General features: G+C 63.3%; 25 protein-coding genes, 1 tRNA gene and 1 riboswitch. Of the genes, 8 read left to right on the top strand and 18 right to left on the bottom strand.

Annotated features, from left to right (window positions below; genetic code table 11):
* Positions 1-4 precede the first annotated feature (4 nt).
* The 5 genes from M2281_RS16040 to M2281_RS16020 are packed head-to-tail and all read right to left on the bottom strand — an operon-like array spanning position 5 to position 5404.
* Positions 5-1408 (bottom strand): FAD-binding oxidoreductase, encoded by a 1404-nt coding sequence (locus M2281_RS16040; RefSeq protein ID WP_280822496.1) that lies wholly within the window; start codon positions 1406-1408, stop codon positions 5-7.
* The gene (locus M2281_RS16035) at positions 1408-2724 is read right to left on the bottom strand and encodes a cytosine deaminase (protein WP_280822172.1); all 1317 of its coding nucleotides are present in this window, start codon (positions 2722-2724) and stop codon (positions 1408-1410) included. The genes M2281_RS16040 and M2281_RS16035 overlap by 1 nt, the downstream gene beginning before the upstream one ends.
* Positions 2724-3575, bottom strand: coding sequence for an ABC transporter permease (locus tag M2281_RS16030; protein ID WP_280822171.1), 852 nt, complete (start codon positions 3573-3575; stop codon positions 2724-2726). The genes M2281_RS16035 and M2281_RS16030 overlap by 1 nt, the downstream gene beginning before the upstream one ends.
* On the bottom strand, positions 3572-4384 hold the full coding sequence (locus M2281_RS16025; protein ID WP_280822170.1) for an ABC transporter ATP-binding protein: 813 nt from the start codon (positions 4382-4384) through the stop codon (positions 3572-3574). Before M2281_RS16025 ends, M2281_RS16030 begins: the two co-directional genes overlap by 4 nt.
* Before the next feature lie 15 nt (positions 4385-4399).
* Positions 4400-5404 (bottom strand): ABC transporter substrate-binding protein, encoded by a 1005-nt coding sequence (locus M2281_RS16020; protein WP_280822169.1) that lies wholly within the window; start codon positions 5402-5404, stop codon positions 4400-4402.
* 262 nt (positions 5405-5666) lie between these two features.
* Between M2281_RS16020 and M2281_RS16015 the strand changes: the two genes are divergently transcribed.
* Both M2281_RS16015 and M2281_RS16010 read left to right on the top strand, forming a co-directional pair.
* Positions 5667-6050: a RidA family protein gene (locus M2281_RS16015; protein ID WP_280822168.1), complete on the top strand. Its 384-nt coding sequence runs from the start codon at positions 5667-5669 to the stop codon at positions 6048-6050.
* 55 nt (positions 6051-6105) lie between these two features.
* Positions 6106-6909 carry a creatininase family protein gene (locus M2281_RS16010; protein WP_280822167.1) on the top strand — a complete coding sequence of 268 codons (804 nt, stop codon included), beginning with the start codon at positions 6106-6108 and terminating at the stop codon, positions 6907-6909.
* Between the two features lie 3 nt (positions 6910-6912).
* On the opposite strand, the gene M2281_RS16005 is transcribed toward M2281_RS16010, so the two are convergent.
* The gene (locus tag M2281_RS16005) at positions 6913-7422 is read right to left on the bottom strand and encodes a tyrosine phosphatase family protein (RefSeq protein WP_280822166.1); all 510 of its coding nucleotides are present in this window, start codon (positions 7420-7422) and stop codon (positions 6913-6915) included.
* A gap of 2 nt (positions 7423-7424) precedes the next feature.
* The gene (gene cobD, locus M2281_RS16000; RefSeq protein ID WP_280822165.1) at positions 7425-8480 is read right to left on the bottom strand and encodes a threonine-phosphate decarboxylase CobD; all 1056 of its coding nucleotides are present in this window, start codon (positions 8478-8480) and stop codon (positions 7425-7427) included.
* On the opposite strand from cobD, the gene cbiB reads away from it, so the two are divergent.
* Positions 8479-9444 (top strand): adenosylcobinamide-phosphate synthase CbiB, encoded by a 966-nt coding sequence (gene cbiB, locus M2281_RS15995; protein ID WP_280822164.1) that lies wholly within the window; start codon positions 8479-8481, stop codon positions 9442-9444. The genes cobD and cbiB overlap by 2 nt on opposite strands.
* Before the next feature lie 51 nt (positions 9445-9495).
* Here the strand turns inward: cbiB and cobO are convergent, their stop codons facing one another.
* From cobO to M2281_RS15975, 4 genes are read right to left on the bottom strand one after another with little or no spacing between them, the layout of a single operon-like run.
* Positions 9496-10113, bottom strand: coding sequence for a cob(I)yrinic acid a,c-diamide adenosyltransferase (gene cobO / locus M2281_RS15990; protein ID WP_280822163.1), 618 nt, complete (start codon positions 10111-10113; stop codon positions 9496-9498).
* Between the two features lies 1 nt (position 10114).
* Positions 10115-10630: a bifunctional adenosylcobinamide kinase/adenosylcobinamide-phosphate guanylyltransferase gene (gene cobU / locus M2281_RS15985; RefSeq protein ID WP_280822162.1), complete on the bottom strand. Its 516-nt coding sequence runs from the start codon at positions 10628-10630 to the stop codon at positions 10115-10117.
* Complete coding sequence (locus M2281_RS15980) at positions 10623-11396, bottom strand: CbtA family protein (RefSeq protein ID WP_280822161.1); 774 nt, start codon at positions 11394-11396, stop codon at positions 10623-10625. The genes cobU and M2281_RS15980 overlap by 8 nt, the downstream gene beginning before the upstream one ends.
* Positions 11397-11411: 15 nt before the next feature.
* Positions 11412-11591, bottom strand: a complete 180-nt coding sequence (locus tag M2281_RS15975; protein ID WP_280822160.1) for a CbtB domain-containing protein — start codon at positions 11589-11591, stop codon at positions 11412-11414.
* 36 nt (positions 11592-11627) lie between these two features.
* A riboswitch (cobalamin riboswitch) is annotated at positions 11628-11822 on the bottom strand.
* Between the two features lie 162 nt (positions 11823-11984).
* On the opposite strand from M2281_RS15975, the gene M2281_RS15970 reads away from it, so the two are divergent.
* Positions 11985-13187: an aromatic ring-hydroxylating oxygenase subunit alpha gene (locus tag M2281_RS15970; RefSeq protein WP_280822159.1), complete on the top strand. Its 1203-nt coding sequence runs from the start codon at positions 11985-11987 to the stop codon at positions 13185-13187.
* Here the strand turns inward: M2281_RS15970 and M2281_RS15965 are convergent.
* Positions 13156-14355 carry an MFS transporter gene (locus M2281_RS15965; protein ID WP_342394261.1) on the bottom strand — a complete coding sequence of 400 codons (1200 nt, stop codon included), beginning with the start codon at positions 14353-14355 and terminating at the stop codon, positions 13156-13158. The two genes, M2281_RS15970 and M2281_RS15965, sit on opposite strands and share 32 nt — an antisense overlap.
* A 116-nt stretch (positions 14356-14471) precedes the next feature.
* A complete protein-coding gene (locus M2281_RS15960; RefSeq protein WP_280822157.1) occupies positions 14472-15302 on the bottom strand; it encodes an aldo/keto reductase in 831 nt (276 codons plus the stop codon).
* 79 nt (positions 15303-15381) lie between these two features.
* On the opposite strand from M2281_RS15960, the gene M2281_RS15955 reads away from it, so the two are divergent.
* Positions 15382-16380 (top strand): heparan-alpha-glucosaminide N-acetyltransferase, encoded by a 999-nt coding sequence (locus tag M2281_RS15955; protein ID WP_280822495.1) that lies wholly within the window; start codon positions 15382-15384, stop codon positions 16378-16380.
* A complete protein-coding gene (locus tag M2281_RS15950) occupies positions 16377-16853 on the top strand; it encodes a methyltransferase family protein (protein WP_280822156.1) in 477 nt (158 codons plus the stop codon). The genes M2281_RS15955 and M2281_RS15950 overlap by 4 nt, the downstream gene beginning before the upstream one ends.
* Positions 16854-16899: 46 nt before the next feature.
* Here the strand turns inward: M2281_RS15950 and M2281_RS15945 are convergent, their stop codons facing one another.
* Positions 16900-17286, bottom strand: coding sequence for a MerR family transcriptional regulator (locus M2281_RS15945; protein ID WP_280822155.1), 387 nt, complete (start codon positions 17284-17286; stop codon positions 16900-16902).
* A gap of 363 nt (positions 17287-17649) precedes the next feature.
* On the opposite strand from M2281_RS15945, the gene M2281_RS15940 reads away from it, so the two are divergent.
* Positions 17650-19275, top strand: a complete 1626-nt coding sequence (locus tag M2281_RS15940) for a GMC family oxidoreductase (protein ID WP_280822154.1) — start codon at positions 17650-17652, stop codon at positions 19273-19275.
* 169 nt (positions 19276-19444) lie between these two features.
* On the opposite strand, the gene M2281_RS15935 is transcribed toward M2281_RS15940, so the two are convergent.
* A tRNA-Leu gene (locus M2281_RS15935) sits at positions 19445-19529 on the bottom strand.
* A 211-nt stretch (positions 19530-19740) separates the two neighbouring features.
* Between M2281_RS15935 and lipB the strand changes: the two genes are divergently transcribed.
* A complete protein-coding gene (gene lipB, locus M2281_RS15930) occupies positions 19741-20481 on the top strand; it encodes a lipoyl(octanoyl) transferase LipB (protein ID WP_280822153.1) in 741 nt (246 codons plus the stop codon).
* Between the two features lie 1204 nt (positions 20482-21685).
* On the opposite strand, the gene M2281_RS15925 is transcribed toward lipB, so the two are convergent.
* From M2281_RS15925 to proS, 3 genes are read right to left on the bottom strand one after another with little or no spacing between them, the layout of a single operon-like run.
* Entirely contained in the window at positions 21686-22369 is a 684-nt protein-coding gene (locus M2281_RS15925; protein WP_280822152.1) for an ABC transporter ATP-binding protein, read from the bottom strand.
* Positions 22369-23655: a lipoprotein-releasing ABC transporter permease subunit gene (locus M2281_RS15920; RefSeq protein WP_280822151.1), complete on the bottom strand. Its 1287-nt coding sequence runs from the start codon at positions 23653-23655 to the stop codon at positions 22369-22371. The genes M2281_RS15925 and M2281_RS15920 overlap by 1 nt, the downstream gene beginning before the upstream one ends.
* A complete protein-coding gene (gene proS / locus M2281_RS15915; RefSeq protein WP_280822150.1) occupies positions 23655-24980 on the bottom strand; it encodes a proline--tRNA ligase in 1326 nt (441 codons plus the stop codon). Before proS ends, M2281_RS15920 begins: the two co-directional genes overlap by 1 nt.
* Positions 24981-25286 lie beyond the last annotated feature (306 nt).

Here is a 25286-nt window from a genome sequence, read left to right as displayed (position 1 = left end):
GCTTTCATCCCACCTTTTCCAATCCCCTGAACAGGTAAGTCCGGCCGGAACGAAAATCATAGTCGGGGTTTTCCCAGGCGATCATCTTGCCTGGATTCAGCAAGCCCTGCGGGTCGGCCTCACGCTTGAAGGCAAGCTGGACTTCGTCGGTCTGCTTCATGCCGCCCTCTTCGAGCGTGTAGCGGTGGGGATTGAAGATCGGGCAGCCATTGTCCTCGAAAGCCCGGATGATCTCTTCCAGCCGCTCCTCCGTGGTGAATTTCACCAGCGGCAGGCCGAAGCAGGTGATGTTGCCGTCAAACCGCACGAATTCCAGATGCGAAAGCACCTCGCCGGGAAACATGGCGTCCATCTTCGCCACGAGTTCCAGCTGGTTGGGGAACGGGTAGAGCGACTGCAGATAGGTGATCGACGGGTCGACTCGCAGCGCTCTTAGCGTCGTGTGGTTCCAGGCCAGTTCGAAGACCGGCGGCAGGCCCTTCTTCTCCTCATCCGTCATGACCGCCGGATTGAAGATCACCTCGCCGCCCTCGCGGCGCGTGAAGGCGAGGAAAGCGTCCAGCGAATGTGGCGCGACCATCACCAAGCAGATGCTCTGCCCCGGCCGGAAGAAGCGCTGGTGGCGCTTGAAATAGTCCTGCGGCACGGGGGCTGCGATCGGCGTGATGAGTTTTGTCAGCAACCCGTCCTGACAGCCGAGCACGTTACCATAGCGCGCCGCGCTCACAAAACTGTCGAAACCGACGATGACGTCCACCCAGTCATAGGAAGCCGTCAGCGGCATCTCCACCTCGGTGATGATGCCGTTGGTGCCATAAGCGTGGGTCACCTTGTGCAGATCCTCGCCGGTGAGATCGAGCACCCTGGGTTCAGCCTCCATGGTGACGACGCGCAGGCGCAGCACATTGCCGAAATCGCGCAAGCCACCGAAATTGATCGAGCCGACACCACCCGAACCGCCGGCGATGAACCCACCGATGGAAGCCGTGTTGTAGGTGGAGGGATGCAGGCGAAGCTCCTGCCCCGAATGCGCGCGCGTCGCCTTGTCGATGTCGGCGATGATCGCGCCCGGCCCGCACACGACGCGCCCCGGCGAGATCGACTTGATGTCGTTCATGTCGGCGAGCGAGAGTACCACGCCGCCCGACAGCGGCATGGCCTGGCCGTAGTTGCCCGTGCCGGTACCGCGCGGCGTGACCGGCACGCCATGCCGGTGGCAGGCGGCCAGAACACGGATTACCTCAGCCTCGTTCTTGGGCGAGACGATGAGATCGCCGGTGACGGTATCGAGCTGGCGCTTCAAGACCGGGCTGTACCAATAAAAATCGCGGCTCTTCTGCTGGACGATCTTTTCGTTGTCCTCGATTCTCAGCCCTTCGAGCTCGCGTTTCAGCGCAGAAATGTCCATCATGCACCCACCATCAGATCGTCGAGTTCGGCGTAATCGGGCAGTTCGGCTTTGATAGGTTTTCCGTCGCGTACAACGATGCGGTCGGTTTCGGGCCGCGACAGAAGCTCGGTCCAGCTTCGCCCCTTGAAGATAATGAAGTCGGCCGGTCCGCCAGCCTGCAGCACCCCTGCTCCGTCAAGCCGCATCATCTCCGCAGGCGTCGCAGCGACCGTCTTCGGCCAGTCCGCGACCGGGTGGTCGAAATGCAGGATGCGGGTGGCCATGCGGTAGACCTCCAACATGTCGAGGTCGCCATAGGCATAGAACGGATCGCGCGTATTGTCGGAAGCCACCGAAACCGGAATGCCCCGCGCCTTCATTTCGTGCAGTAGCGTCACACCACGCCAGCGCGGCGTGGTGCCGTCATGACGGCGGTCCTGAAGGTAGAGATTGCACATTGGCAGCGAGACGACGGCCAGCCCCGCGCGCGCAACCTTGTCCAGCGTGTCGAGCACACGGTGTTCCGGCTGGCGCGCCAGCGAGCAACAATGGCCGACGAGGATCTTTCCCTCGAAGCCGTGGCGCAACGCGGCCTCGGCGATTTTTCTCAGCGAAACCGCATCGACACTGTCGGTCTCGTCAGCGTGGAAATCGAGGTCGAGACCATGCGCGATCGCCGCGCGGAACACGCGGTCGAGCAGTTCGTCGAGGTCGGGAACCATATAGGTAACTGCACCGAGCACGCCGCGCGCAGCTGCTACACGCTTGGCTAGTTGTTCGAACCAATCCGCCTCCCGCACTCCGTCGATACCAATCAGACTGACGGCCTGCAGTTCGATACGGCCCTTCCATCGCTCGCGCATATCCTCGAAGACCGGCCAGGAGATCGCGTCCTGCGGCGCAGCACTATCGAGATGCGTGCGCAGCGCCTTGGTGCCGTGCGCGTAGGCCGAGCGCAGCGAAAAATCCATGCGCCGCGCCACATCCTCCGCGGTCCAGCGCGCCCTGCGGTCGGCATCGGTTGCATCGAGCGCGCCGGGAAATGAGCCGTCCGGATTGGGCCTGCGTGGCCAGATGTGGCCCTTGTCAATATGCGTGTGGCAATCGACGAAACAGGACAGAACGATCCGCCCTTTGAGATCGATGGCAGTTGCATCCGCCCTTTCGGGTGCGGCGGGTGCGATGCGTTTTATCCTGCCGTCTGCCACATCGATATCCACCAGAGCAAAACCGTCACCATCGAACTGCGACGCGAGGCCCGGCGTCAGCGAGGAATGCACGCGAGCATTGGCAAGCTTGAAGGAGCCGGAACTAGGAAGATCGATAGCCGCCATCACCCCTCCTGCTTCAGCGCGCTTTCGTGCCACCGCCGTAAGATCAGATGCGAGACCAGCGACAGCGCGAGGAAGATGACTATGCCGATGAGCGAAATGAGGATTAGTGCCGCGAACAGGCGCGGCGCGTTCAGCCGATAGCCGGCCTCGATGATGCGCGAAGCAAGTCCCGACGATTGACCCGAGGCGCCGGCGACGAACTCGGCCACCACCGCGCCGATCAGTGAAAGCCCACCGGCGATTTTCAGGCCGCCGAGAAAATAGGGCATCGCCGCCGGCAGCCGCAGGTGCCAGAGTTCCTGCCAGCGCGTCGCGCCGTTCAGCCGGAAGAGATCGCGGAGGTTCCTATCGACCGAATTCAGGCCCAGCGTCGTGTTGGAGAGGATCGGGAAGAAGGCCACGATCCAGGCGCAGAGCAAAAGCTTGGCGGTCTGGTTGTCGACATAGATGTTGATGAGGGGGAAGATCGCCACGATCGGCGTGACCTGCAGCACGACCGCAAAGGGGAAGAACGAAATCTCCACCCATTTCGACTGCGCGAACAGCACCGACAGCCCCACACCACCGATCACCGCCAGAAGCAGGCTGAGAAAGGTGATCTTCAGCGTTACCAGAAGCGAGCCGAACAGAAGCCCGGCGTCGGAATAGAGTGTCTGCACCACCACGCCGGGGCGCGGCAGGATGTATTGCGGAATCTCGTTCCACACGCAGATGCGGTCCCACAGCCAGATCGCCAGCGCCATGATCACAAGCGGCACCACCCACCTGCCGATGCGCTCCAGCCGCTGGCTGCGCGCACGCCGCATCTCTTCCTGGTCAATCGCTGGTGCTTGGGTTTCAATCGCCGTCATGCCGCACCACTCGAATTGATCCGCATCGCCTCACCGAGCACGTCGGACGCCCGCCGGCAGAGCGCGGCATAGTCCGGCGAGGTGCGAAACGCCTCGTCGCGCGGATAGGCTGCATCCACCGCGACCTCTTCGAACACGCGCCCCGGCCGCGCCGCCATCACCACGATACGGTTCGACAAAAACACGCTTTCGAACACGCTGTGGGTAACGAAGACGGCCGTGAAGCGCTCCTCCTGCCAGAGTTCCAGCAGGTCGTTGTTGAGCTTGAAGCGGGTGATCTCGTCGAGCGCGGCGAAGGGCTCGTCCATCAGAAGCAGGCGCGGGCGCGTGACCAGCGCGCGGGCGATGGAGACGCGCATACGCATACCGCCCGACAGCTCACGCGGCACGGCCTTCTCAAAACCGGTGAGGTGTACCCGCTCCAGCATCTTGGCGACAGCTGGCGCCGCTTCACTACGTGATACGCCCCTCAACCGCAGCGGCAGCCAGACATTGTCGAACACGCTCGCCCAGGGCAGCAGCGTCGGCTCCTGGAATACGAAACCGACGGAGGCCTGTTCGCCGGTGCGGCGCGCCCAGTCGATCATGCCGGTGGTGGGCGTGGTCAGGCCGGCGATGATGCGCAGCGCGGTGGACTTGCCGCAGCCCGAAGGCCCGAGGAGGCTGACGAAATCACCCTCCCCGATGGTCAGGTTGACGTCGCGGAGAGCCGTGACGCCGTTGGAAAAACTCTTGCCGACCGAACGAAGCGCCAGAAGCGGCCCACCGCTCCCGGCAATCGCGGGTGTTGCTATCTTGATGGGCTCCATGGTCCCGATGCCGGGTTATTTCTTGAGATCGAGGCCGACACCCTTGTTCACAAATTGCAGCGTGTAGGCCTTCTTGATGTCGAGCCCTTCCGGCACGACCTTGGCCTTCACCATCTTGGCGTAGAAGTCGGCGACGTGCTCGTCGGTCATGGCGCCGATGCCTAGCTTTTCCGCTTCACCGGAATCGACGATGCCGTGATCCTTCATCTGCTTGATCGAGAAGGCGATCTGCTCGTCGGTGATGTCGGGATTGTCCTTCTTGATCATCTCGTTGGCGGCTTTGTTGTCGCCATAGAGGTAGGTGTACCAGCCCTTGGCCGAGCCATCGACGAAGCACTGTACCACCTGTGGCCGCTCATCGATGGTCTTCTGCATGGCCTCGATGGTGGTGGCATAGGTGCTGAAACCATAGTCGGCCAGCAGGAAGACATTGGGCTTGAACCCGCCTTCCTTCTCAACCGCGAAGGGTTCGGAGGTTACATAGCCCTGCTGGATCGACTTTGCATTGGCGATGAAGGGTGCTGCATTGAAGGTGTAGGGCACGCGCTTGGCCGGATCGAAACCGTAGTCGGTCACCATCCACTGGAAGAAGCTCTGCATGCCCTCGTCGCCGAGGATGTATTGCTCAGCCTTCGGCAGGTCTTCCCATTTGTCGAGGCCCTGCCCGGGATGCGACATCACCACCTGCGGCTCCTTCTGGAAGCTGGCGGCCACGATGCGCAGCGGGATGTTCTGCTGCACGGCATCAAAAGCCTGCAGCAGGTTGCCGCCCATGTAGAAATCGATCTTGCCGGCAAGCAGCAGCGGCCGGCCGCTCACCTGCGGGCCGCCCTGCTGGATGGTGACGTCGAGGCCACAGGCGGCATAGGTGCCGTCGGCCAGGGCCTGGTAGTAGCCGCCATGCTCTGCCTGGGCCAGCCAGTTGGTCATGAAGGTGACCTTCTCGGCGGCGAGCGCCGCCGAAGTGGTTGCGCCAAGAAGCGCAGCCACGCCGACGGAAACGACGATATTCCTGTTCATGCACGCACCCCTCTTCGTGCCCGCGGTCATTCGCCCGGGCGTGGAAACACGATTTCGAAGAAGCAAGAGGCGTGCCATGGGTGCCGCGGCGCCGGAGACTGTCCGCTTCACCCCTCCGGTCGGAAACCGGCGCCGTCATGCCATTCGCGCCGGCATCGTGCCCATTTTTTGAACGCCTGTCCATAAGCGTGACGCAGCGTCAAACGCTTGAATGCGACAGCGATTCCGCCATAGGCTGGCGGCAAATGAGGGTGAGGATGAGATGTTCAAATTCCTGACGCCGAAATCGATAAGACCTCCCTTTGGGCGCTACAGCCACGGCGTCGAGGTGCCCGCCGGCAAGCGGCTGGTGATCTGCTCGGGCCAGATCGGCATCGGGCCGGACGACTCGGTGCCGGATGATGTGCGCGCGCAGGCCGAGCTCTGCTTCGACAACGTCGCAGCCGTATTGGGCGAGGCCGGCATGACGCTGGCCAATGTCGTTCGCATCAACACCTTCGTCAGCGACCGCGCCTATCTGAAGCCCTATATGGAAGTGCGCGACCGCCTGTTTTCAGAGCCCGCGCCGGCCTCGACGCTGCTCATCGTCGCCGGCTTCGCAAGGCCCGAATTCAAGATCGAGATCGAGGTCATAGCCGCCGGATGATCGACAAAGGCGCGATCCGGCGTTAGGCCGCACCAAACAGCAAACGAGGTTCAACGTGGCCGAAGCAAGAAGACGCGTCTGGTGGGGCGACTACCGCACCACCGAATATGCCAATATCGACCCGGAGGCGACGATTGCCGTGCTGCCGGTCGCGGCCATCGAGCAGCACGGACCGCATCTGCCGGTCTCGACCGACACGAGCATAATGCAGGGCATGCTGGACACGGTGATCCCTCACCTGCCCCAAGACCTCGACGTGCGCATCCTGCCCATCCAGTCGGTCGGCAAGTCCAATGAACATGTGCGCTCCCCCGGCACGCTGACCTTGCCGGCCCCAACGCTGATCGAGGCCTGGACCGAGCTAGGTGTCTCCATCGCCCGCGCCGGCGTACGCAAGCTGGTGATCGTCAATTCGCATGGCGGCAACGAGGAGATCATGGGCATCGTCACGCGCGAGTTGCGCGTGCGCTTCGACATGCTGGCGGTGAAGACGAGCTGGCAGCGCTTCGGCCGGCCGGAGGGCATGTACACGGCGCAGGAAGACCGGCTCGGTATTCATGGCGGCGATGTCGAAACCTCGCTGATGCTGCATTTCCGGCCTGACCTGGTCGACATGAGCCAGGCCGAGAATTTCGTCTCCAACGTCACCAAGGCGGACGATCATTTCGACCTGCTGCGCCAGACCGGCACGCATGCCTATGCCTGGCTCGCCGCCGACCTCAACAAGCATGGCGTGGTCGGCAACGCCGCCATCGCCACCGCCGAAAAAGGCCGGCTAACCGCCGAGCATCAGGCGGATGGCTTTGTCCGGCTGCTGCAGGACGTGCGCAAGGCGAAACTGTCGGAGTGGCTGGCGTAAGCGCTAGCCATCAATCTCCAGAGCAAAGGGCGTGCCTTCGAATGCATCCGCACCGCGGCCAATGCCTTTGATCGCCGCGATCATGCGGCCGTTTCGGCCGAGCAGCGTGTCCGCCACTGCGATGAGCCGCGGATTGGGCGTGGCGGAGGGCGAGAGCCAGCGCAGCTCCTTGGCGAGTTCCACCTCGTCGCGCTGCGGCGCGAGCGCCGACGCCACGATATAGGCCGAGGCGGTCGAGCGGCTGATGCCGGCAAAGCAATGGATCACCAGCGGCCGGGCGCGGTCCCACGTTGTTGCGAAATCGAGCAGCTGGCGCACATGCGCCTCGCCCGGCAGCGTCATGCCGGCCTGCGCCTCGGCAATATCGTTCATCGCCAGCAGTAGGTGATTCTCCGGCGCGATCACCGCCGGCCGAACGATCTCGGTGCCGGCTGTGAGCAGCGAGACGAGGCGCTCGGCACCTGCTCGCGACACGGTTTCCTCGACCTTCGACAACGGGCAGACAAAGATCATCACTAAGCCTCCGTCGCGCTTGCGCCCCGGCTTGCTGCCCAAGCCGCCAGCGCCTGTTCCAACCGCTGCCATTCTGCTTCCCTGCCGGGAAGACCAATGCGCAGGGCAGTCTCGTCCCAGCTAAATTTGCGGATCAGGATACCGCGCTCGCCAAGCGCTGCAAACAGCCCCGCTGCATCGGGCAGGCGAACGAAGCGGAACAGGCTGGTGCCGCCGCTCATTTGAACGCCGACGCCAGCAAACAGCGCATCCAGCCGTGCAGCATCCTCACGCAGTGTGTTTCGCATGGCCTGCTGCCACGCCTCGTCGGCAAGCGCCTTGATGCCATATTCCAGCGTTGGACCCGACACGGCCCAGGGTCCGAGTTCGCCATCCAGACATGCGGCAAGCGGCTCGGCCGCGATGGCAATGCCAAGCCGCACGCCGGCCAGCCCGAAGAACTTGCCGAATGAGCGCAGCACGACCAACCCGCCACGCTCGACGTCTCCGTCGACGCGCTCGTCCTGCGGACCGACATCCATGAAGGCCTCGTCGACCACCAGAAGCCCGCCCTTGGAGCGCATCTTGTCGGCGAGCTCCAGAAGGTCGCGGCGGCTGACCACCCGGCCATCCGGATTGTTCGGATTGACTACCACGGCAATATCGGCGCCGAACAGCGCATCGAAGTCGCGCACCTCGGCCACCGTATGGCCGGCTATCGCGCAGGCGCGCGCATGCTCGGCATAGGTCGGTCCCAGCACCAGCGCCCGGCCTGGCTTCACCAGCGAAGCCACGCGCGGCAGCAGGATTTGCGTGCCCGGCGCGAGTACCACATTGGCGGCCGACGGCGCGCCGTAGGCTGCCGCGGCAACGGCCGCGAGCTCCCGTGCGCGGGTCGGTTCCGGCAGCCGCGAGAAGGCGGTGGCAGGCAGATCGAAAAGCGGATAGGAGTGCGGATTGATCCCGGTCGACAGGTCGATCCAGGGCTGCGGTGCATGTGGAAACAGCGCGCTGGCCCGGCCCAAACTGCCGCCATGATCAGCCACCGCATCCACCGAGTTCCCGTTCACAAGCGCCATGTTCGTCCTGCTCGCCTTCCTGTCGCTTCTCGTCGAACTGGGTTTCGGTTACCCGGATCGGCTGGTGCGCGCAATCGGCCATCCCGTCGTCTGGATCGGCCGCCTGATCTCTTTCCTCGACAAGCACCTCAACCGCGCGACGCTTTCCGACATGCAGCGCCGCATTTCGGGCGTGGTCGCGCTGATCGTTCTGGTCGGCGTACCGGCAGCGATAGCTTTTGTCCTTTCGCAACTTCTTTCGCCGCTGCCTTTCGGCATCATCCTCCTCGCGATATTCGGCAGCAGCCTGCTTGCGCAGCGCAGCCTCGCCAGCCACGTCAAGGCGGTGGCCGACGCGCTCGAGCAGGGTGGGCTCTCCGCCGGCCGGCGAGCAGTGTCGATGATCGTCGGTCGCGACCCGGATCAACTCGACGAAGCCGCCGTCTGCCGCGCCGCAATCGAAAGCCTGTCGGAGAACTTTTCCGATGGCATCGTCGCGCCCGCCTTCTGGCTGGGCGCCGGCGGTCTCGTCGGCGGCGTCGCCTACAAGGCGGCCAACACCGCCGATTCGATGATCGGTCACCGCACGCCGCGCCACGAGGCCTTTGGCTGGGCTGCTGCCCGCTTCGACGATCTCATCAACCTGCCAGCCTCACGCCTGACCGCGCTGCTGCTGGTCGCGGCCGCGGCACTCGTGCCCGGCGCCGACCCGAAAAATGCCTGGCGCACGGTTTTGCGGGACGCGAAAAAACACCGTTCGCCCAACGCCGGCTGGCCGGAATCGGCGATGGCCGGCGCGCTTGGCCTGGCGCTGGCCGGCCCGCGCGTCTATGGCGGGGTGCTGGTGCAGGACCACACAATGGGCAACGGCAGGCGCGAGGCAACTGCCGAAGACATTCGCCGTGCGCTAAAACTCTACTGGACCGCAGACCTGATCATGATCGCGGGCTTTGGGTTGATCGCGGGAGTGTTGGCGCTCGTGTGAGTGCGATCGACGCCTGATCGCGACGGGGCACAAATCATGCCCCTGTCTTTCCTAAAACTCGATCCCCTGCTGCGCCTTCACGCCAGCGGAAAAATGGTGCTTCACCGAGCCCATTTCGGTGACCAAGTCAGCTGCCTCGATCAGCGCAGGCTTGGCGTTGCGGCCGGTCACGACCACATGCAGCCCCTCGCGCCGGTTCTTCAGCGTGGAGACGACCATGTCGAGATCGAGATAGTCGTAGCGCAGCGCTATGTTGAGTTCATCAAGCACGACGAGATCGATGGTCGGATCGTTGATGAGCTCCACCGCCTTGACCCAGGCAGCCTCGGCGGCGGCGATGTCGCGCTTGATGTCCTGCGTTTCCCAGGTAAAGCCCTCGCCCATCGTGTGCCAGACCACCCGGTCGCCAAAGGCGGCAAAGGCGTCCTTCTCGCCGCTGTGCCATGCGCCCTTGACGAACTGCACGACGCCGACGCGGCGGCCATAGCCGATCATGCGCAGCGCAAGGCCGAAGGCGGCGGTGGTCTTGCCCTTGCCCGGGCCGGTATTGACGATCAAAAGACCCTTTTGCTCGATGGTCTTACCGGCAACCTCGGCATCCTGCACCGCCTTGCGCTTGGCCATCTTGGCCTTGTGGCGTTCGGCTTCGCTGTGGTCGATTTCTTTCATCTCATTTCACCTGCATGGGCAGGCCCGCGACCATGAACAGGACACGGTCAGCGCGAGCCGCAATCTTCTGGTTGAGCCGGCCGGCGGCATCGCGAAATCTTCTGGCGAGAGCATTGTCGGGCACGATGCCGAGACCGACTTCATTGGCCACGACGAACCACGGCCCGCGCGGCTTGCCAAGTACGTCAGCGAGGCGCCCGCTTTCGCGCTCGAGATCGTGTTCGGCCAGGAGATGATTGGAGAGCCAGAGCGTCAGGCAATCGACGAGCAGCGGGCGGCCATCTGGCACGTTATCTATTGCGCCCACGAGATCGAGCGGGGCGTCAAGCGTTTCCCAGCCGTCGGCGCGGCGGGCGCGGTGCAGCGCAATGCGCTCGACCATCTCGTCGTCATAGGCCTGAGCGGTGGCGATGTAAGTCCAGGGCGCCGGAAAGCCGGTCGCCAGCTGCTCGGCATGCGCGCTCTTTCCGGAGCGCGCGCCGCCGAGCAGCAGCGTCAGTGTGTTGGCCTCACGCAAAGCTGTCGCGCAGGTTCTTTGCCATTCCGGTGAAACGGCCGCGAATGATGCCGACCAGTGCGCCGAGCACCACCCAGAAGATCAGGTTGGTGACGGTGACCGCGACCACGAACTGGTGGTGCAGGCTTTCCGGAATCGGCGTTTCATAGCTGGCGGGCTGCGGCGCACCGATGACGTGCGGAACGACGATCAGCGCCAGGCCGAGCAATGAGAAGCCCAGCGAGCTGCGGAAGGCGATCAGGCCGAGGCCAGCGGCCGTGGCAATGGCCGTGCCGATCCACCACACTTGGCGGCCTGCAAGATCGGCCGCGGGCATGGCGGGCAGTTCCGGCGGCAGGCCGAGGCCAGGCGCCAGCGTGAACACGGCAAAGCCGGCAAGGCCCCAGAAGACGCCATTGCGCCAGCTCGACACACCGCCGGCGAACTCGGACACGGCAACGAGAACCAGCGCATAGCCGATGCCAGTGACGATGTCGGCAAACACGGTGAAGCTGTTGCGCTCCAGGCCGTTTGCCGGCTCCCAGGCTTCTTCAGCCGGCGCAGCGGCTTCGCCCGAGGCAGCAACCTCTCCGGTTGCCGGTGCACTCATTTCCATACCCGGCATGTTGTGTGCCGAGCCATGATCATGACCGCCACCGGCCTCTTCGTAGACCTCAGCCTGCAGAATGAGCGGAACAGTCGTGAAGCTCTGCATCGCTGCCAGAGCCAGTCCGGACAAAAGCCCGGCGATCGCCGCGATGAACACGACGTTGCGAAAAACGGACATGGGAGAAATCCCGTGTTAGTGGCAGGGGAATGCCAGCGAGTGACGAACATCATGGGCGGCGTTGTGCACCACGTCCATGTGCGAGAAGCCAACGAAGCCGACCACAAACAGGCCGAGCAGCGCCGAAAGGGCAAGCTGCGTAGCGCGCGAAGCAGAGCTTGCAGAAGCGCCGAGCGTCGAAGTAACCGTGTTCATTCCCAAGTCCTTTCACCCTCCACCCGAGGGCATCTAGAGTTGCCTTTGTCGCCGGCAGGTCTCCTGGCTTGCGGGTCACCGCCCTACCCCGCCTTCCCGAGGTTACCCTCAGTGGCATCTGGGGAGAGCTCTCCGCACACAGTTGCGGGGGCAGCCGCGGCATTGGGCACAAAAATGCCCGCACCGCATTCCCTGTTAGTCCCGTCTGGAACCGACGACGGCGGCAACTATACGGAGAATCGGAACTCCCGGCAAACCAAATTCCCGCCCTTTTTGGGGCTGCACAGGTCGCAAACGCGCAAGCAGTCCGTTGTCGTCCAAAGGCTCAGGGCGACAACGATTGACAATCGGCGCCCGGCAGTGTCCGCTCCGCCCGTCGATCCGGAGAACGCCATGCAAGCTGAAACCGAAGTAATCGATCCCTATAACGGACTGCGAACCACCCAGACGACGCTACCCTCGCGCGCCTACTGGGATGAGGCGGAATACCACCGCGATCTCGAAACCATCTGGTACCGCAACTGGCTGATGCTGTGCCGCGAAGCCGACATCGCCCAGCCGCACGCCTTTCGCGTCTTCACCGTGGGCACGCAGGAAATCCTCGTCCTCCGCGACGAATCCGGCACGTTGCGTGCCTTCCACAACACCTGCCGCCATCGCGGATCGCAGCTTTGCCGCGAAAGCGAGGGGCGACTGAAGGCGCGGCTGCTGACATGCCCTTACCACGCCTGGTCCTACTCATTGAGCGGCGAGCTGGTGCGTGTTCCCTCCAGGACGCTGCCGCCGGACTTCGACAAGGCCGACTACCCCCTCTATCGGGTGGCGTTGTCGGTGTGGCGCGGCTTCGTCTTCGTCAATCTCGATGAAGAGGCCACCGGCTCGGCAGCCCAAAGCTTCGATCCCGGCTCTGGCGACCTCGCCAACTGGCCGCTGGAAGAGCTCGCCACCGGCCATGTGCTGCGCAAGGTGATGAACTGCAACTGGAAGATCTTCTGGGAAAACTTCAACGAGTGCCTGCACTGCCCCGGCGTGCACAAGCACCTTTCCCATCTGGTCCCGATCTACGGGCGCGGGCTGATGGCGCGCCACGACGATTCCGAATGGGCGCTGCATGCCGACAATGACGCGCCTGAATATGCCGGCGGCTTGCGCGCCGGGGCCGAAACCTGGTCGGAAGACGGTCGCGTTCATGGCCCGGTGTTCGAAACGCTGAGCGAGGCCGAACGCGCGGCCGGCCAGACCTATGCGATGCACCTGCCTTCCATGTTCATCGTCGGCCATGTCGACTACGTCCGCACCGTGCGGCTCCTGCCGCTTGGGTCGGAGCAGACGGAGCTCACCGCCGAATGGCTGTTTCCCGCCAAGGCGCTCACTTCGGATGGCGCCGATCTCGAAAACATCATCTCCTTCGGCACGCGCGTGCTGGAGGAGGATGCCGCCGTCTGCGAACTGAACCAGAAGGGTCTGCATTCACGGCGCCATTCGACCGGCGTGCTGATGCCGGAAGAATACGAGCTGTACCGCTTTCACGAATGGGTGCGCGGCCAGCACACTGCCCACGCCGTCACATCGATTTCGGCAGATAACGCCAGGTGAGCAGGCCGCAGGTGATGGTGAGAATGCCGAGCGTGCAGAACACCGCACCTAGCCCGAAGAAGCTCAGCACCACCGAGTAGACGAGCGGCGGCAGGAGCTCCGACAGGTCGAGATAGGTTCGATAAACTGCCGTCATCTGCGGGCGTTCATAGGTGCGCACCGCCCGCATGAAAGCGGTCGACCCAAGCGCATCGAGCGCGACCGTGAACAGGGCGCCAAGCAGCAAGCAGCCGCCCGTCGCCAGCGGCCATTTCTCGCCAGTGAAGCCGGCCGCGAACAGCGCCGCGGTCATGGCGAAGAAGGCGAGCGTCATGATGTTGCGCGCGCCGAAGCGCCGTCCCGCCTTGCCCCAGAAGATCGCCGCGAAAAGCAGCACGTTTCCGGCCGAAACCAGCAGGCCGCCTGCCATCTCGCCCTGACCCGTGACCACCATCAGGAGCGGTCCATAGACGAAGAAGGTCGTCCAGAAGCAGGAGCGCCCGAAGGCGATTACCCAGGCGAGCCGCAGGCGCGGCTGCGAGACGAAATGGCCAATGTTTTTCAGCGGGTTTGCGGGCCGCGTCTTGCCGGGCCGGATCAGTTCGTTGTCGCCCAGGCGGAAATACCAGAATGCGGCAAGCTGGGCTGCCGCGAACACGACCACCAGACTCTGGGCGACCACGATGCCGTAGCGCGTGTAGAGATAGACGCCCAGCGTCGGACCACCGGTCCAGGCGATCATCGACCAAGCCATGCGCAGCGATTCGGCCTGCATGATCTCCGTCTTGCGGATGTTATCCATGATGTAGAGGTTGAGCGTGATCGATAGCGCGCTGGCGCCCATCACGCGCGCCAGCATGCCGAGCATCTGGCCGGTCAACGTGTGCGTCATGAACAACAACGCGCCGATGGCCAGAAGCGAGGCCCCGCAGGTATAGATCCAGCGGCGTGAAAACCGCCCGATCAGCATCGGCATGAACAGCGTCGCCGACAGGCCGATCAGCGCCACTAGCGTGTAGAGCAGCGAGACGGTTTGCTTGCTCTGGAGGAGTTCGTAGGCCTGGATCGGGATGACCGAGGTGATGGACGCTCGCGCGAAGGACTCAAGCGCGTAGAGGGTAGCGAAGGTGCTGGCACCCGCCGGTTTCACGGCGGGTAGCCAGATGGGATGCCTTACCTGCGTTACCATTCCTGCCCCGGATCATTCTCCGGGAAGGTTTGCAGCTGTCGGTTTCCGGCCGATAGCAGGAAACCGACCTTTAGCCGTCGCAAAATGCTGTGGGACTATAGGCCCTTGCCCGTGGCCTAAGCCGCATCCCATTCGGGCGCGAAATCGGCGTCGCAAATACGCTTGTTCTGCCCGGTCATCGCGGAAATGGCCGCCATTTCCTCGGCCGACAGTGCGAAGTCGAAAATATCGATGTTCTCGGCCAGTCGGGCAGACTTCGTCGTGCGCGGGATGGCCACGACGCCCTCCTGCTGCACATGCCAGCGCAGCACGATCTGCCCCGGCGTCTTGCCGTGCCGGGCCGCCGCGTCCTGGATGACCCGCTCGGCGAACAGGCCACCGTCACGGAACAGCGGGCAATAGGAGACGAGCGCGACTTCATTGGCGCGGCACAGGCCCATCACCTTCGACTGGTCGAGATAAGGATGGTACTCGACTTGATTGGCGACAAGCGGCGCTTCAGAAAGCTCGATCGCCTTGGAAAGCAGGCCCGTGGGGAAGTTGGCCACGCCGATGTGGCGCGCAAGACCATCGCGCTTCACTTCATTGAGCGCCTTGATCGATGCTTCCAGCGGGATATTCGGGTTGGGCCAATGGATCAGCAGGAGATCGACATGATCAAGGCCGAGATCCTTCAGGCTGGCCTCGGTCGAGCGCTGCAGATCGCCCGGCGCAATATCGGTCCACCAGACCTTCGTCGTCACGAAAACGGCATCGCGTGCGGCGCCGGATGCGCGCAGGCCAGCACCGACGGCCACTTCATTATGATACATGCGCGCCGTGTCGAGATGACGATAGCCGATCGCCAACGCGTCAGACACCAGTTGCGAGCACTCCTCGTCCTCCAGGGTCCAGGTACCCAGACCAAGCGCCGGTATCGAGGCGCCATTTGCATTCACACTGTGCATCAATATCTCCGCGTCATTCTTCGGCCTTGCCATCCGTGCTAACGATGGCACGATGACCACATCGCCAGCAAAGACAGCCATGTACGCCGAAACACTGACGAATCAAGTCTCTCCGGCCAGGGGCAGGCGCATCGAGGTTCTCGATCTGGCGCGCGGGCTGGCGCTCGTGGCCATGGCCGTCTACCACTTCACCTGGGACCTGGAATTCTTCGGCTATGTCGACCCGGGCATGACGGCGGTGGGCGGCTGGAAGCTTTTTGCACGCTGCATTGCCTCGAGCTTCCTGTTTCTGGTCGGTGTCAGCCTCGTCCTGGCGCACGCCAAGGGCATACGCTGGAAGCCGTTCTGGCGCCGGTTCGCCATGATCGCGGGCGCGGCCCTCGCAATTACGATCGTCACCTGGATCGCGATGCCGCAAGGGTTCATCTTCTTCGGCATATTGCATCAGATCGCATTGGCCAGCCTGCTTGGCCTCGCTTTCTTGCGCTTGCCGCCGCTTCTTACGCTGCTGATCGCGGCCCTGGTGATCGCCGCACCGAACTTTCTGCGCAGCGAATTCTTCGACAATCCCGCACTCTGGTGGGTGGGGCTGTCGTCCACCAACCCGCATTCAAACGACTACGTGCCGCTTTTCCCCTGGTTTGGCGCCGTGCTTGTGGGCATTGCCGCGGGCAAGTTCGGATTGTCCAGCGGATTGTTCGACAGGCTGGCGGATATCCGCCTTGGCAAGTGGTCGATACCGTTCGATTTCGCAGGCAGGCATAGCCTCGCCTTCTACCTCATCCACCAGCCGGTGCTGATCTCCTGCGTCTGGCTGTTTTCGCAGGTCATGCCGCCGCAGCAGCAGTCGGAGGAAGTGCGCTTCCGCGCCTCGTGCGAGCGGACATGCGAACAGACGCGCGATGCCGATTTCTGCAGCCGCTACTGCGTCTGCATGCTGGACGCGCTGGAAAAAGATCAGCTCACCCAACTTTTTTCCGGCACTCCATCACCGGAATTGCGCGCTAGGATAGAGGAAAATGCCGGCATGTGCACGGACAAGACCGACGGCGAGTTGCTTCAGGGAGAGACGCAATGAACGACACGAGCACGAGGCCCAACACGGTTCCCTGGCCGCCGCTGGTCTTTCTCACGGCGGTTATCCTCAGCGTCGTCCTCAATATCGTGCTGCCCTTGCCTTGGATCCACGGCCTCTTGGGAGACATCCTCTTTGCCGCGGGCTGGCTCGTCATACTGGGCGCGATCGCCATGTATGTCTCGGCCATCCACGTCATGCGGCGAGCGCAGACGACGATCATGCCGACGCAAGCCGCCGAGCACCTTGTGATGGACGGCGCCTTCGCCATCACCCGCAACCCGATCTATCTGGCCGCGGCGCTACTGATGATCGGCATCGGCCTTGTCACCGGCATCGTCTGGTTCCTGCTGTTTGCGGTGCTTGCCGCCTTCGCCACGCAGAAGCTGGCGGTCGAGCGCGAGGAAAAGCACCTCGAGGCGCGGTTCGGTAAACGCTATCGCGACTATGCCAAGCGGGTACGCCGCTGGATCTGACTGCCGGCAAGTGACCAGCGCCGGCAGGAGGAGCCGGCGCGAAGGTCTAGGTGGTCACGCCTAGCTCAGCCAGCCGTTCCACGCAGGACTCCTCGGCCTGATCGAGTTCGGCCAACGTTTCCTCGAGATCGCGCCGCCTCTGGCGCAGATCCTCGCGCTTCTCCTCGATCCGCTTGATCATGAGATTCAGCTGCCCGACCTCGCCCGGCGGCTCCCTGTATATCTGGATGATCTCGCGGATCTCGTTGATCGAAAAGCCAAGCCGCCTGCCGCGAATGATCTGCCGGATGAGATGCCTGTCGGACGGGCGAAACAGCCGGGTGCGGCCACGCCGGACGGGCTGGATGAGCCCCTCGTCCTCATAGAAGCGCAGCGTGCGCGTCGAGATATCGAACTCGCGGGTCAGCTCTGTGATCGAATAATATTCCCGCATTTCCACCCCATTATTTTTTCGCTGACGCGACTTAAACAAAAACTTTCGCACGGCATTTACGTAAAAGTCAATCAAGAAGAAAAAATCCAGCCGAAGCAGTGGGTGCGCGTCCTGCAGCCCTCGCCCGCCGAAGCGGAGGCCGGAATCTGTCTGGGCCTCCCCCGTCGAAGACGAAAAGTCCGACCTAAGCCAAATTGATAAGTCCCGGTCGTTGGCATTGGCGAGCATCACACCAAAGAACGACGCCGTTCGCACAAGTGCTTTCTCAACCGCGTTGATGCCTGCTGATAACGGAAAAGCTGGGAGATCGGCCTCACGCGAGGCCGTGGGGATGACACGGAGGGACGCATGCAAGTCCGCGACATGCGCATGGTCGCGCCCGGGACGACGCTCGAGGCGGACTTGGCCATTATAGGTACCGGCCCTGCCGGCCTGTCGATCGCGCGCGAGTTCTTCGGCAGCCGCGTGCGCGTCATTCTCCTGGAGTGCGGCGGCCTGGCAGAGAGCAGAGAGGTCGCCGCCAGCGAAGGGTTTGAAAGTGTCGGCGCACCGCGAGTGCGCGAACCAAGGTTGGTCCGCAATCGCGTGTTCGGCGGCAGCTCGCATAGCTGGAGCGGAAAATGCCGAACCTTTGACGATATAGACTTCGAGCGTCGCCCATGGGTGCGCTTCTCCGGATGGCCGATAGGTCGGGAAGACGTCTCTCCCTACTCGGACAGGGCGGCCGAACTGATGCAGCTTGGCCCCAATGTCTACGACCACGAGATGTGGAACATTCTCGGAAAGGCTCGACCAAAGAGGGACGTATCCCCCGATCTGCTGATGCCCTGCTTCTGGCAGTTCGCGCGCGACCCCAAACAGCCAATGGAGTTCCTGCGCTTTGGGCCTCACTTTCTGAGCCAGACAGCTGAAAACATCCAAGCCTATGTCCATGCACCGGTCACGCAACTGTGCACCGACGAAAGCGGTCGCCGACTGACCTCGCTCGAGGTCACGCCGGCTCCTGGCCGCACTGTCCGCATCGTTCCAAAGATTGCGGTGCTTGCCGGCGGCGGGTTGGAGAACGCCAGGCTTCTGCTCGCCTCCAGGCGCACCCGCGCAAGTGGCGTGGGAAACCAAAACGATCTGGTGGGACGTTTCCTGATGGACCACCCACGCATTAGCCTCGGCCACTATGGCGCCAAGTCGGCGCGCGCGGTCCAGGCCAGGCTGGGCCTGTTCCAACTCCGGCAGCGCAACAGGACCCACGTTTATTCGCACGGCCTGGCACTGAGCCCTGCCCTGCAGCGGCAAAAGCAGCTGCTGAACTGCGCGGCTTATCTGTCCGAGCACAGGTCCGAAGACGATCCCTGGGACGCGCTCAAGCGCCTCTACACGCGCAGCTCGCCGCGATATCTGACGGACATGCGCCGCGCCGTCGCCGATCCGATGAACCTTGTGGAGGGGCTTTACCAACGCTTCGCGAAGGGACGCAACGTCCGGCACAAGGTCGACAGGCTGGTCTTCGATTGCTTGGTGGAGCAGCAACCCGATCCTGAAAGCCGCGTCACGCTCTCCGAACGCAGGGATGAGCAGGGGCAGCCCATTGCGCGCGTGAACTGGAAGATTTCCGAGCTGGAAAAGCGATCGGTTGCCGAACTGGCCAGCATCCTCGCACAGGAGCTTGCCCGAATCGGTCTCGGTGCACCGATTCCTCCCGCCTGGCTCGCAGAAGGAGGCTTGCCTGAGTCGTTCACTGACGTTGCCCATCCGACCGGCACAACCAGGATGTCCGACGATCCGGCGCATGGCGTCGTGGACCGCAATTGCCGCCTTCACGAGGTGGGAAATGTCTATGTGGCAGGAAGCTCGGTTTTCCCAACGGCCTCGCACGCCAATCCGACATTGATGATCGTCTCGATGGCCCTGCGCCTGGCGGACTGGCTCAAGCACACGCATTTTGGCCCAACCGCCGCAGAAGCGTGGAAACCGGGTGCTGTCCCTGCCTGAGGAAGCTCTGCATTGGGAAAGTTGAGCGGCCGTATCCTGCGGGTGGCCGACTCGCGCCAACTGCCAGCGAGGTTGGTTTTCCTCGCCGCCGAATAAGGCTCTCAGTGTCTTAATGGATTGGATCGCAGATCCTGAGAAAGCCCAATAGTCCTGGGCTCTTAAGAGTGACTGGTGCGGTCGAGAAGACTCGAACTTCCACGGGTTGCCCCACAGCGACCTCAACGCTGCGCGTCTACCAATTCCGCCACGACCGCACGTCACGAAAGGGCCGGTCTCGACCGGCAGGTGGGCATGTAGCAAATCGTTTTGGGGGGCACAAGTACGCCGTGACGAATATTCGAATTCTTTGTGACGACGCAGGGGAATGCCGGGCTTGGAGCGAGGAAAACCGCACCGCCGCAGAGGAGAAACTGGACCTTTTGCGTGCCCGCAGCCATATGAGGGGGGAGTTTTCGAGGCCAGGCCATGAATCAGCGCAGCCAGATCGACACATCTTTTTTGCCGGCGGCCGATTCGCCGCCCGTCGAATGGCGAATCGAGCCGGGTCTGACCCCGTATGAAGACGCCCTCGCCTTCATGGAATCGCGCGCTGCAGCGATTCGCGACGGCAGTGCGGGTGAACTTGTGTGGCTGGTCGAGCACCCGCCGCTCTACACCGCCGGCACCAGCGCGCAGCCCAGCGACCTTGTCGACCCCGACCGGTTCCCGGTCTTCGATGCCGGGCGCGGCGGCGAATACACCTATCACGGCCCCGGCCAGCGCGTGGCCTATGTCATGCTCGACCTGAAGCGTCGGCGCGAGGACGTGCGCGCCTTCGTGGCCGCGCTGGAAGCCTGGATCATCATGACCCTCGACCGCTTCAACATTCACGGCGAGCGACGCGAGGATCGCGTCGGCGTCTGGGTGGTGCGGCCGGATCGGCCGCCGATGCCCGACGGATCCCCCGCCGAGGACAAGATCGCGGCCATCGGCATCCGCCTGCGCCGCTGGGTGAGCTTTCACGGCATCGCCATCAACGTCGAGCCCAACCTCGACCATTTCAGCGGCATCGTGCCGTGCGGCATAGCCGAGCATGGCGTAACCAGCCTGGTCGATCTCGGCCTGCCGGTGACCATGACCGATCTCGACGTGGCGCTGAAGGCGGCTTTCGAGACCGTGTTCGGCCCGGCCGCATCCACGGCCGAAGCACATCGCAAGGCGGGCTAAAACCCGCCCGGACGACCGAGGACTGGCTCACATCGCGCCGATCCACATCGCCATCGTGACGAGAAATGCGCTCATGCAAATCAGCGAGAGGACATCCTGGATCAGATCGGTCATCATTTCCTCCTGTATCTGAATTGTTTTCACTTTGTTCTATTTTTGTTCCATTGTCAAACCCGAGTCAGCCCCGAACGCGCTGAGGCGGCGATGCGGTTAATCAAAGGTTAAGGCCTCGCCTTATCCGCAAATCTCTTGCACTTGTCGGCCCCTGCCCCCTTGGGCGCGAAGGGGCGTTACCGCGCCTCGAAACGAAGTCGGATCATGGGAACGTGGACGCATGGCATCGCGTCTCTAAGGGTATTGGTTGACGCTAGCCATGCGCCCACCCGACGCTCTTGCCCCGCTCAGTCGCCTCGGCATTCGCGCCGCCAGCCGCCGCAAAGGCCCGGACTTGGGGATTCATCATCCAGCAGCGCTACCGTCACGCCACCAGCCCGGACGCCGTCGCCCTCCACGCTCATCCGGTTCATGACCCGTGTTCCCGCGAGGGCGATGCCGAGGATTATGCGGGAGGCGGAAAGGTGGGGGATGAAAGAGAGGGCGATTTTGTCTCGGGGCCTGCGATCTCAATGAGCTAGCGCCGAGAATGCGGTGAATTCATCCACAGACAGGCTGTCTGGTTCAGCTGTGCCTGCGCCGCTGCGGCAGCTTTGGCCGACCGGCATGGATCCCCGGGTCCTCCGCACTTCGCTGCGCTCGTGCTCCGGCCCGAGGATGACGGTAGAATTCGATCCCCACTCCGGTTTGCTTCGCAAACCGCCATTCCGGGGCGAGCCGCGGGTCTCGCCCGTCCTTCGGCCCCCCCGATCGACGGGGAGAGGAAACGCCGTCCGCAAGCCTGGCACCCCTCCTCTCCCCTTTTGAGGGGGAGAGGTGCCAAGCGAAGCGAGGCGGAGTGGGGGTAAGTCGCGCCTTATGCGATAGCCTTACCCCCATGAGGGTGAGGAGTGATGGCCGAAGGCCACCAAAAGGCAACGATTTGGCTGTTCGAACGACGAGCGCCCGGAAACATAGCGATGGGCGGCTTGCGAAGCGGCCGACTGGGTAGGTCCATGCCACGCACAACTGCTGTGGCCTCACCCGCACCCTCCGCTACGCTTGGATGCGGCCTCCCCTCAAACCGGGGAAAAAAACCCGGCGTGGTGCCTCAGAGAGGCACCACCTTGCCGTCCATGAGGGTGACGCGGCGGTCCATGCGGGCGGCGAGCTCGTGGTTGTGGGTTGCGATCAGCGCCGCAAGCCCCGACTGACGCACCAGCGCAAAGAGCGCGTCGAAGACGTAAGAGGCGGTGACGGGATCGAGATTGCCGGTCGGCTCGTCGGCCAAGAGCAGCAGCGGCGCATTGGCCACCGCGCGTGCGATCGCCACGCGCTGCTGCTCGCCGCCCGAAAGCTCGGAGGGGCGATGTTGGCCGCGCTTGCCGATCTGCATGTATTCCAGCAGCTGCCCTGCCCGCGCTCGCGCCTCGGCCGGCGCCAGCCCCTTTACCAGTTGCGGCATCATGACGTTCTCAATGGCCGAGAATTCAGGCAGCAGGTGGTGGAACTGGTAGACGAAGCCGATGTCGTTGCGGCGGATGGACGTACGCTCGTCGTCGGACAGGCGTCCGCAGGCGCGTCCGGACAGGATGACATCACCGGCATCCGGCTTTTCGAGCAGGCCGGCGGTGTGCAGCAGCGTGGACTTGCCTGAGCCCGAGGGGGCGACGAGCGCCACCATCTCGCCGCGCCGCAACGAAAACTCGGCGCCATTGAGGATGGTGAGCTTGCGCGGCCCCTGGACGTAGTGCCGCTCGACGCCCTTCAGTTCGATAACTTTTTCGTTAGCCATCATTCGTACCGCAACGCTTCGACCGGATCGAGCTTGGCGGCCCGCCAGGCAGGAAACAGCGTGGCCAGGAACGAGAGGGTAAGCGCCATGATGACGACGCTGACGGTCTCGTTGAAATCCATCCTGGCCGGCAGTTTGCTCAGGAAATAGAGCTCGGGATTGAACAGCACCGTACCCGAAACCCAGGAGAAGAACTGACGGATCGACTCGACGTTCAGGCACACGACGATGCCGAGGAGGACGCCGGCTATGGTGCCGGTGACGCCGATGGCAGCACCCGTCATCACGAAGATGCGCATGACCGCGCCGCGCGTGGCGCCCATGGTGCGCAGGATCGCGATGTCCCTGCCCTTGTCCTTCACCAGCATGACCAAGCCCGAGATGATGTTGAGCGCGGCCACAAGCACGATCAGAGTCAGGATCATGAACATGACGTTGCGCTCGACCTGCAGGGCCGAGAAGAAGGTCTGGTTTCGTTGCCGCCAATCGGAAATGAAGACCGGACGCTGGGTCGCCTCCTCCACGCGCGGTTTCAACGAATCGACCGCGTCTGGATTGTCGACGAAGACCTCGATCGTCTGCGCTCGTCCTTCCATGTTGAAGAACAGCTGCGCCTCCGAAAGCGGCATGTAGATGATGGAGGCATCGTATTCCGACATGCCCACTTCAAAGATCGCCGCGATCTTGTAGCCCTTCATGCGCGGCGTCGTGCCCATCGGGGTGACGTCGCCCTCCGGCGAGATCAGGGTGATGGTGTTGCCGAGCGACAGGCCGAGATTGTCGGCCATGCGCGAGCCGATCGCCACGGCCTCGTGATTGTCGTCGAAGCCGACGAGCGAGCCCTGCTTGATGTTGTTGGCAACCAGCGAAATCTTGCCGAGGTCCTGGCCGCGAATGCCGCGCACCAGCGCGCCGTTGCCGGCACCCACCTCGCCCTGCGCCAGAACCTGGCCGTCGATGAGGGGGATGGCGTATTTGACGCCGGCCACGCCGTTGATGCGGCCGGAGACCGCATCATAATCCTCCAGCGGCGTATCGACCGGCTGGACGATCAAGTGGCCGTTGATGCCGAGGATGCGGCTCAGCAGCTCGCCGCGGAAGCCGTTCATCACCGCCATGACGATGATGAGGGTTGCCACGCCCAGCATGATGCCGATGAACGACATCGAGGCGATCACCGAGATGACCGTTTCCTTGCGCCGCGAGCGCAGGTAGCGCCACGCCACCATCCGCTCGAAGGCGGAGAAAGGTCCGGCGCCAGCCGGCTTGGCCGCCGCCTTAGCCATCAGTCCCTACCGAAGCGAGCAATGGCGGCGGGGATCGACAGGGTCTCCCTCTCGCCGGTACGGCGGTTCTTGATCTCGACCTCGCCTGCGGCCACGCCGCGCGGGCCGACGATGATCTGCCACGGCAGGCCGATCAGGTCGGCTGTGGCGAACTTGCCGCCCGAGCGCTGGTCGGTGTCGTCGTAGAGCACGTCCTTGCCGGCGGCGGTGAGCGCGTCATAGAGCTCTTCCGACACGCGGTCGCACTCGGCGTCGCCCGTCTTCATGTTGATGACGCCCACCTGGAACGGCGCCACGGCCTCCGGCCAGATAATGCCGTTCTCGTCGTGGCTGGCCTCGATGATCGCAGCGATGAGGCGCGACGGCCCGATGCCGTAGGAGCCCATGGACACGTAGTGATCCTTGCCGTCCGGGCCGGCGACCTTGGCTTCCATCGGCTTGGAATACTTTTCGCCGAAGTGGAAGATGTGGCCGACCTCAATGCCCCGCGCCGAGAGCTGGTCGCCGGCGGGAACGGCGTTCCAGGCAGCTTCGTCATGCATTTCGTCGGTGGCCGCATAGGGCGTCGTCCACTGCTGGACGATGCCGGCGATCTCTCCGTCATTGGTGAAGTCGACGTTCTCGCCCGGCACCGGCAGGTCCAGGAACTCGCGGGCGCAATAGACCTGGCTTTCGCCGGTCTCGGCCAGGATGATGAATTCGTGGCTGAGGTCGCCGCCGATCGGGCCGGTGTCGGCGCGCATCGGAATGGCCTGCAGGCCCATGCGCGTGAAGGTGCGCAGATAGGAGACGAACATGCGGTTATAGGCCGCCCGGGCGCCTTCGTAGTCGATGTCGAAGGAATAGGCGTCCTTCATCAGGAACTCACGGCTGCGCATGACGCCGAAGCGCGGGCGCCGCTCGTCGCGGAACTTCCACTGGATGTGGTAAAGGTTCAGCGGCAGGTCCTTGTAGGTCTTGACGTAGGAACGGAAGATCTCCGTGACCATTTCCTCGTTGGTCGGGCCGAACAGCATGTCGCGCTTGTTGCGGTCCTTGATGCGCAGCATCTCGTCGCCATAGTCGTCATAGCGGCCGCTCTCGCGCCACAGGTCGGCAGACTGAATGGTCGGCATGAGGATTTCCAGCGCGCCGGCGCGGTCCTGCTCCTCGCGAATGATCCGGCACACCTTGTCCAGAACGCGCTTGCCCAGTGGCAGCCAGGAGAAGCTGCCTGCGGCCTGCTGGCGGATCATGCCAGCGCGCAGCATCAGACGGTGCGAGACGATTTCGGCCTCGCGCGGATTCTCTTTCAGGATGGGCAGGAAGTAGCGCGATAGACGCATGAGGAATTCCGTCAAAGAAGAAAGAGGAACCGGAACCGGAATCGGTACCGGCGCAGAGTTGTTGCCTGCCCGCGCTTCATAGCTATTTCAAGGCGGCTTGGAAACCCGAAGCCGCTACGGAACAGGCACTTGGGGGCCAACCGCGACAGATTGCGCGTCTTTGGCCCGCCCGTCCGTGCCCAAGCCATGTGCAGGGGCTGCAAACCCATTGTGCAGTGCAGCACATCTAATGGGCCATCCACGCAAAAATGTTCGTGACAATTCAGCGCAGCTTGGTCTAGTGTGCTCACATAATCGAGAGGACAG

This window comes from Pseudaminobacter soli (ex Li et al. 2025), from assembly GCF_029892515.1.
GTDB lineage: Bacteria > Pseudomonadota > Alphaproteobacteria > Rhizobiales > Rhizobiaceae > Pseudaminobacter > Pseudaminobacter soli_A.
Note: the sequence above shows the minus strand (reverse complement) of the source record. Positions and strands in the feature narration are given on the sequence as shown.

Bases quoted from the DNA above. Each gene is read 5' to 3' on its own strand.
- M2281_RS15920 (WP_280822151.1), bottom strand. From the start codon at position 23,655: ATGGCTAAGGCGGCGGCCAAGCCGGCTGGCGCCGGACCTTTCTCCGCC.
- lipB (WP_280822153.1), top strand. From the start codon at position 19,741: ATGAATCAGCGCAGCCAGATCGACACATCTTTTTTGCCGGCGGCCGAT.
- M2281_RS15970 (WP_280822159.1), top strand. From the start codon at position 11,985: ATGCAAGCTGAAACCGAAGTAATCGATCCCTATAACGGACTGCGAACC.
- M2281_RS16040 (WP_280822496.1), bottom strand. From the start codon at position 1,408: ATGGACATTTCTGCGCTGAAACGCGAGCTCGAAGGGCTGAGAATCGAG.
- M2281_RS15975 (WP_280822160.1), bottom strand. From the start codon at position 11,591: ATGAACACGGTTACTTCGACGCTCGGCGCTTCTGCAAGCTCTGCTTCG.
- M2281_RS16005 (WP_280822166.1), bottom strand. From the start codon at position 7,422: ATGATCTTTGTCTGCCCGTTGTCGAAGGTCGAGGAAACCGTGTCGCGA.
- M2281_RS16035 (WP_280822172.1), bottom strand. From the start codon at position 2,724: ATGGCGGCTATCGATCTTCCTAGTTCCGGCTCCTTCAAGCTTGCCAAT.
- M2281_RS15925 (WP_280822152.1), bottom strand. From the start codon at position 22,369: ATGGCTAACGAAAAAGTTATCGAACTGAAGGGCGTCGAGCGGCACTAC.
- M2281_RS16030 (WP_280822171.1), bottom strand. From the start codon at position 3,575: ATGACGGCGATTGAAACCCAAGCACCAGCGATTGACCAGGAAGAGATG.
- proS (WP_280822150.1), bottom strand. From the start codon at position 24,980: ATGCGTCTATCGCGCTACTTCCTGCCCATCCTGAAAGAGAATCCGCGC.
- M2281_RS15945 (WP_280822155.1), bottom strand. From the start codon at position 17,286: ATGCGGGAATATTATTCGATCACAGAGCTGACCCGCGAGTTCGATATC.
- cobD (WP_280822165.1), bottom strand. From the start codon at position 8,480: ATGGCGCTTGTGAACGGGAACTCGGTGGATGCGGTGGCTGATCATGGC.
- cbiB (WP_280822164.1), top strand. From the start codon at position 8,479: ATGTTCGTCCTGCTCGCCTTCCTGTCGCTTCTCGTCGAACTGGGTTTC.
- M2281_RS16015 (WP_280822168.1), top strand. From the start codon at position 5,667: ATGTTCAAATTCCTGACGCCGAAATCGATAAGACCTCCCTTTGGGCGC.
- M2281_RS16025 (WP_280822170.1), bottom strand. From the start codon at position 4,384: ATGGAGCCCATCAAGATAGCAACACCCGCGATTGCCGGGAGCGGTGGG.
- M2281_RS15980 (WP_280822161.1), bottom strand. From the start codon at position 11,396: ATGTCCGTTTTTCGCAACGTCGTGTTCATCGCGGCGATCGCCGGGCTT.
- M2281_RS15965 (WP_342394261.1), bottom strand. From the start codon at position 14,355: ATGGTAACGCAGGTAAGGCATCCCATCTGGCTACCCGCCGTGAAACCG.
- M2281_RS15960 (WP_280822157.1), bottom strand. From the start codon at position 15,302: ATGCACAGTGTGAATGCAAATGGCGCCTCGATACCGGCGCTTGGTCTG.
- M2281_RS15955 (WP_280822495.1), top strand. From the start codon at position 15,382: ATGTACGCCGAAACACTGACGAATCAAGTCTCTCCGGCCAGGGGCAGG.
- M2281_RS16020 (WP_280822169.1), bottom strand. From the start codon at position 5,404: ATGAACAGGAATATCGTCGTTTCCGTCGGCGTGGCTGCGCTTCTTGGC.
- M2281_RS15950 (WP_280822156.1), top strand. From the start codon at position 16,377: ATGAACGACACGAGCACGAGGCCCAACACGGTTCCCTGGCCGCCGCTG.
- cobO (WP_280822163.1), bottom strand. From the start codon at position 10,113: ATGAAAGAAATCGACCACAGCGAAGCCGAACGCCACAAGGCCAAGATG.
- M2281_RS15940 (WP_280822154.1), top strand. From the start codon at position 17,650: ATGCGCATGGTCGCGCCCGGGACGACGCTCGAGGCGGACTTGGCCATT.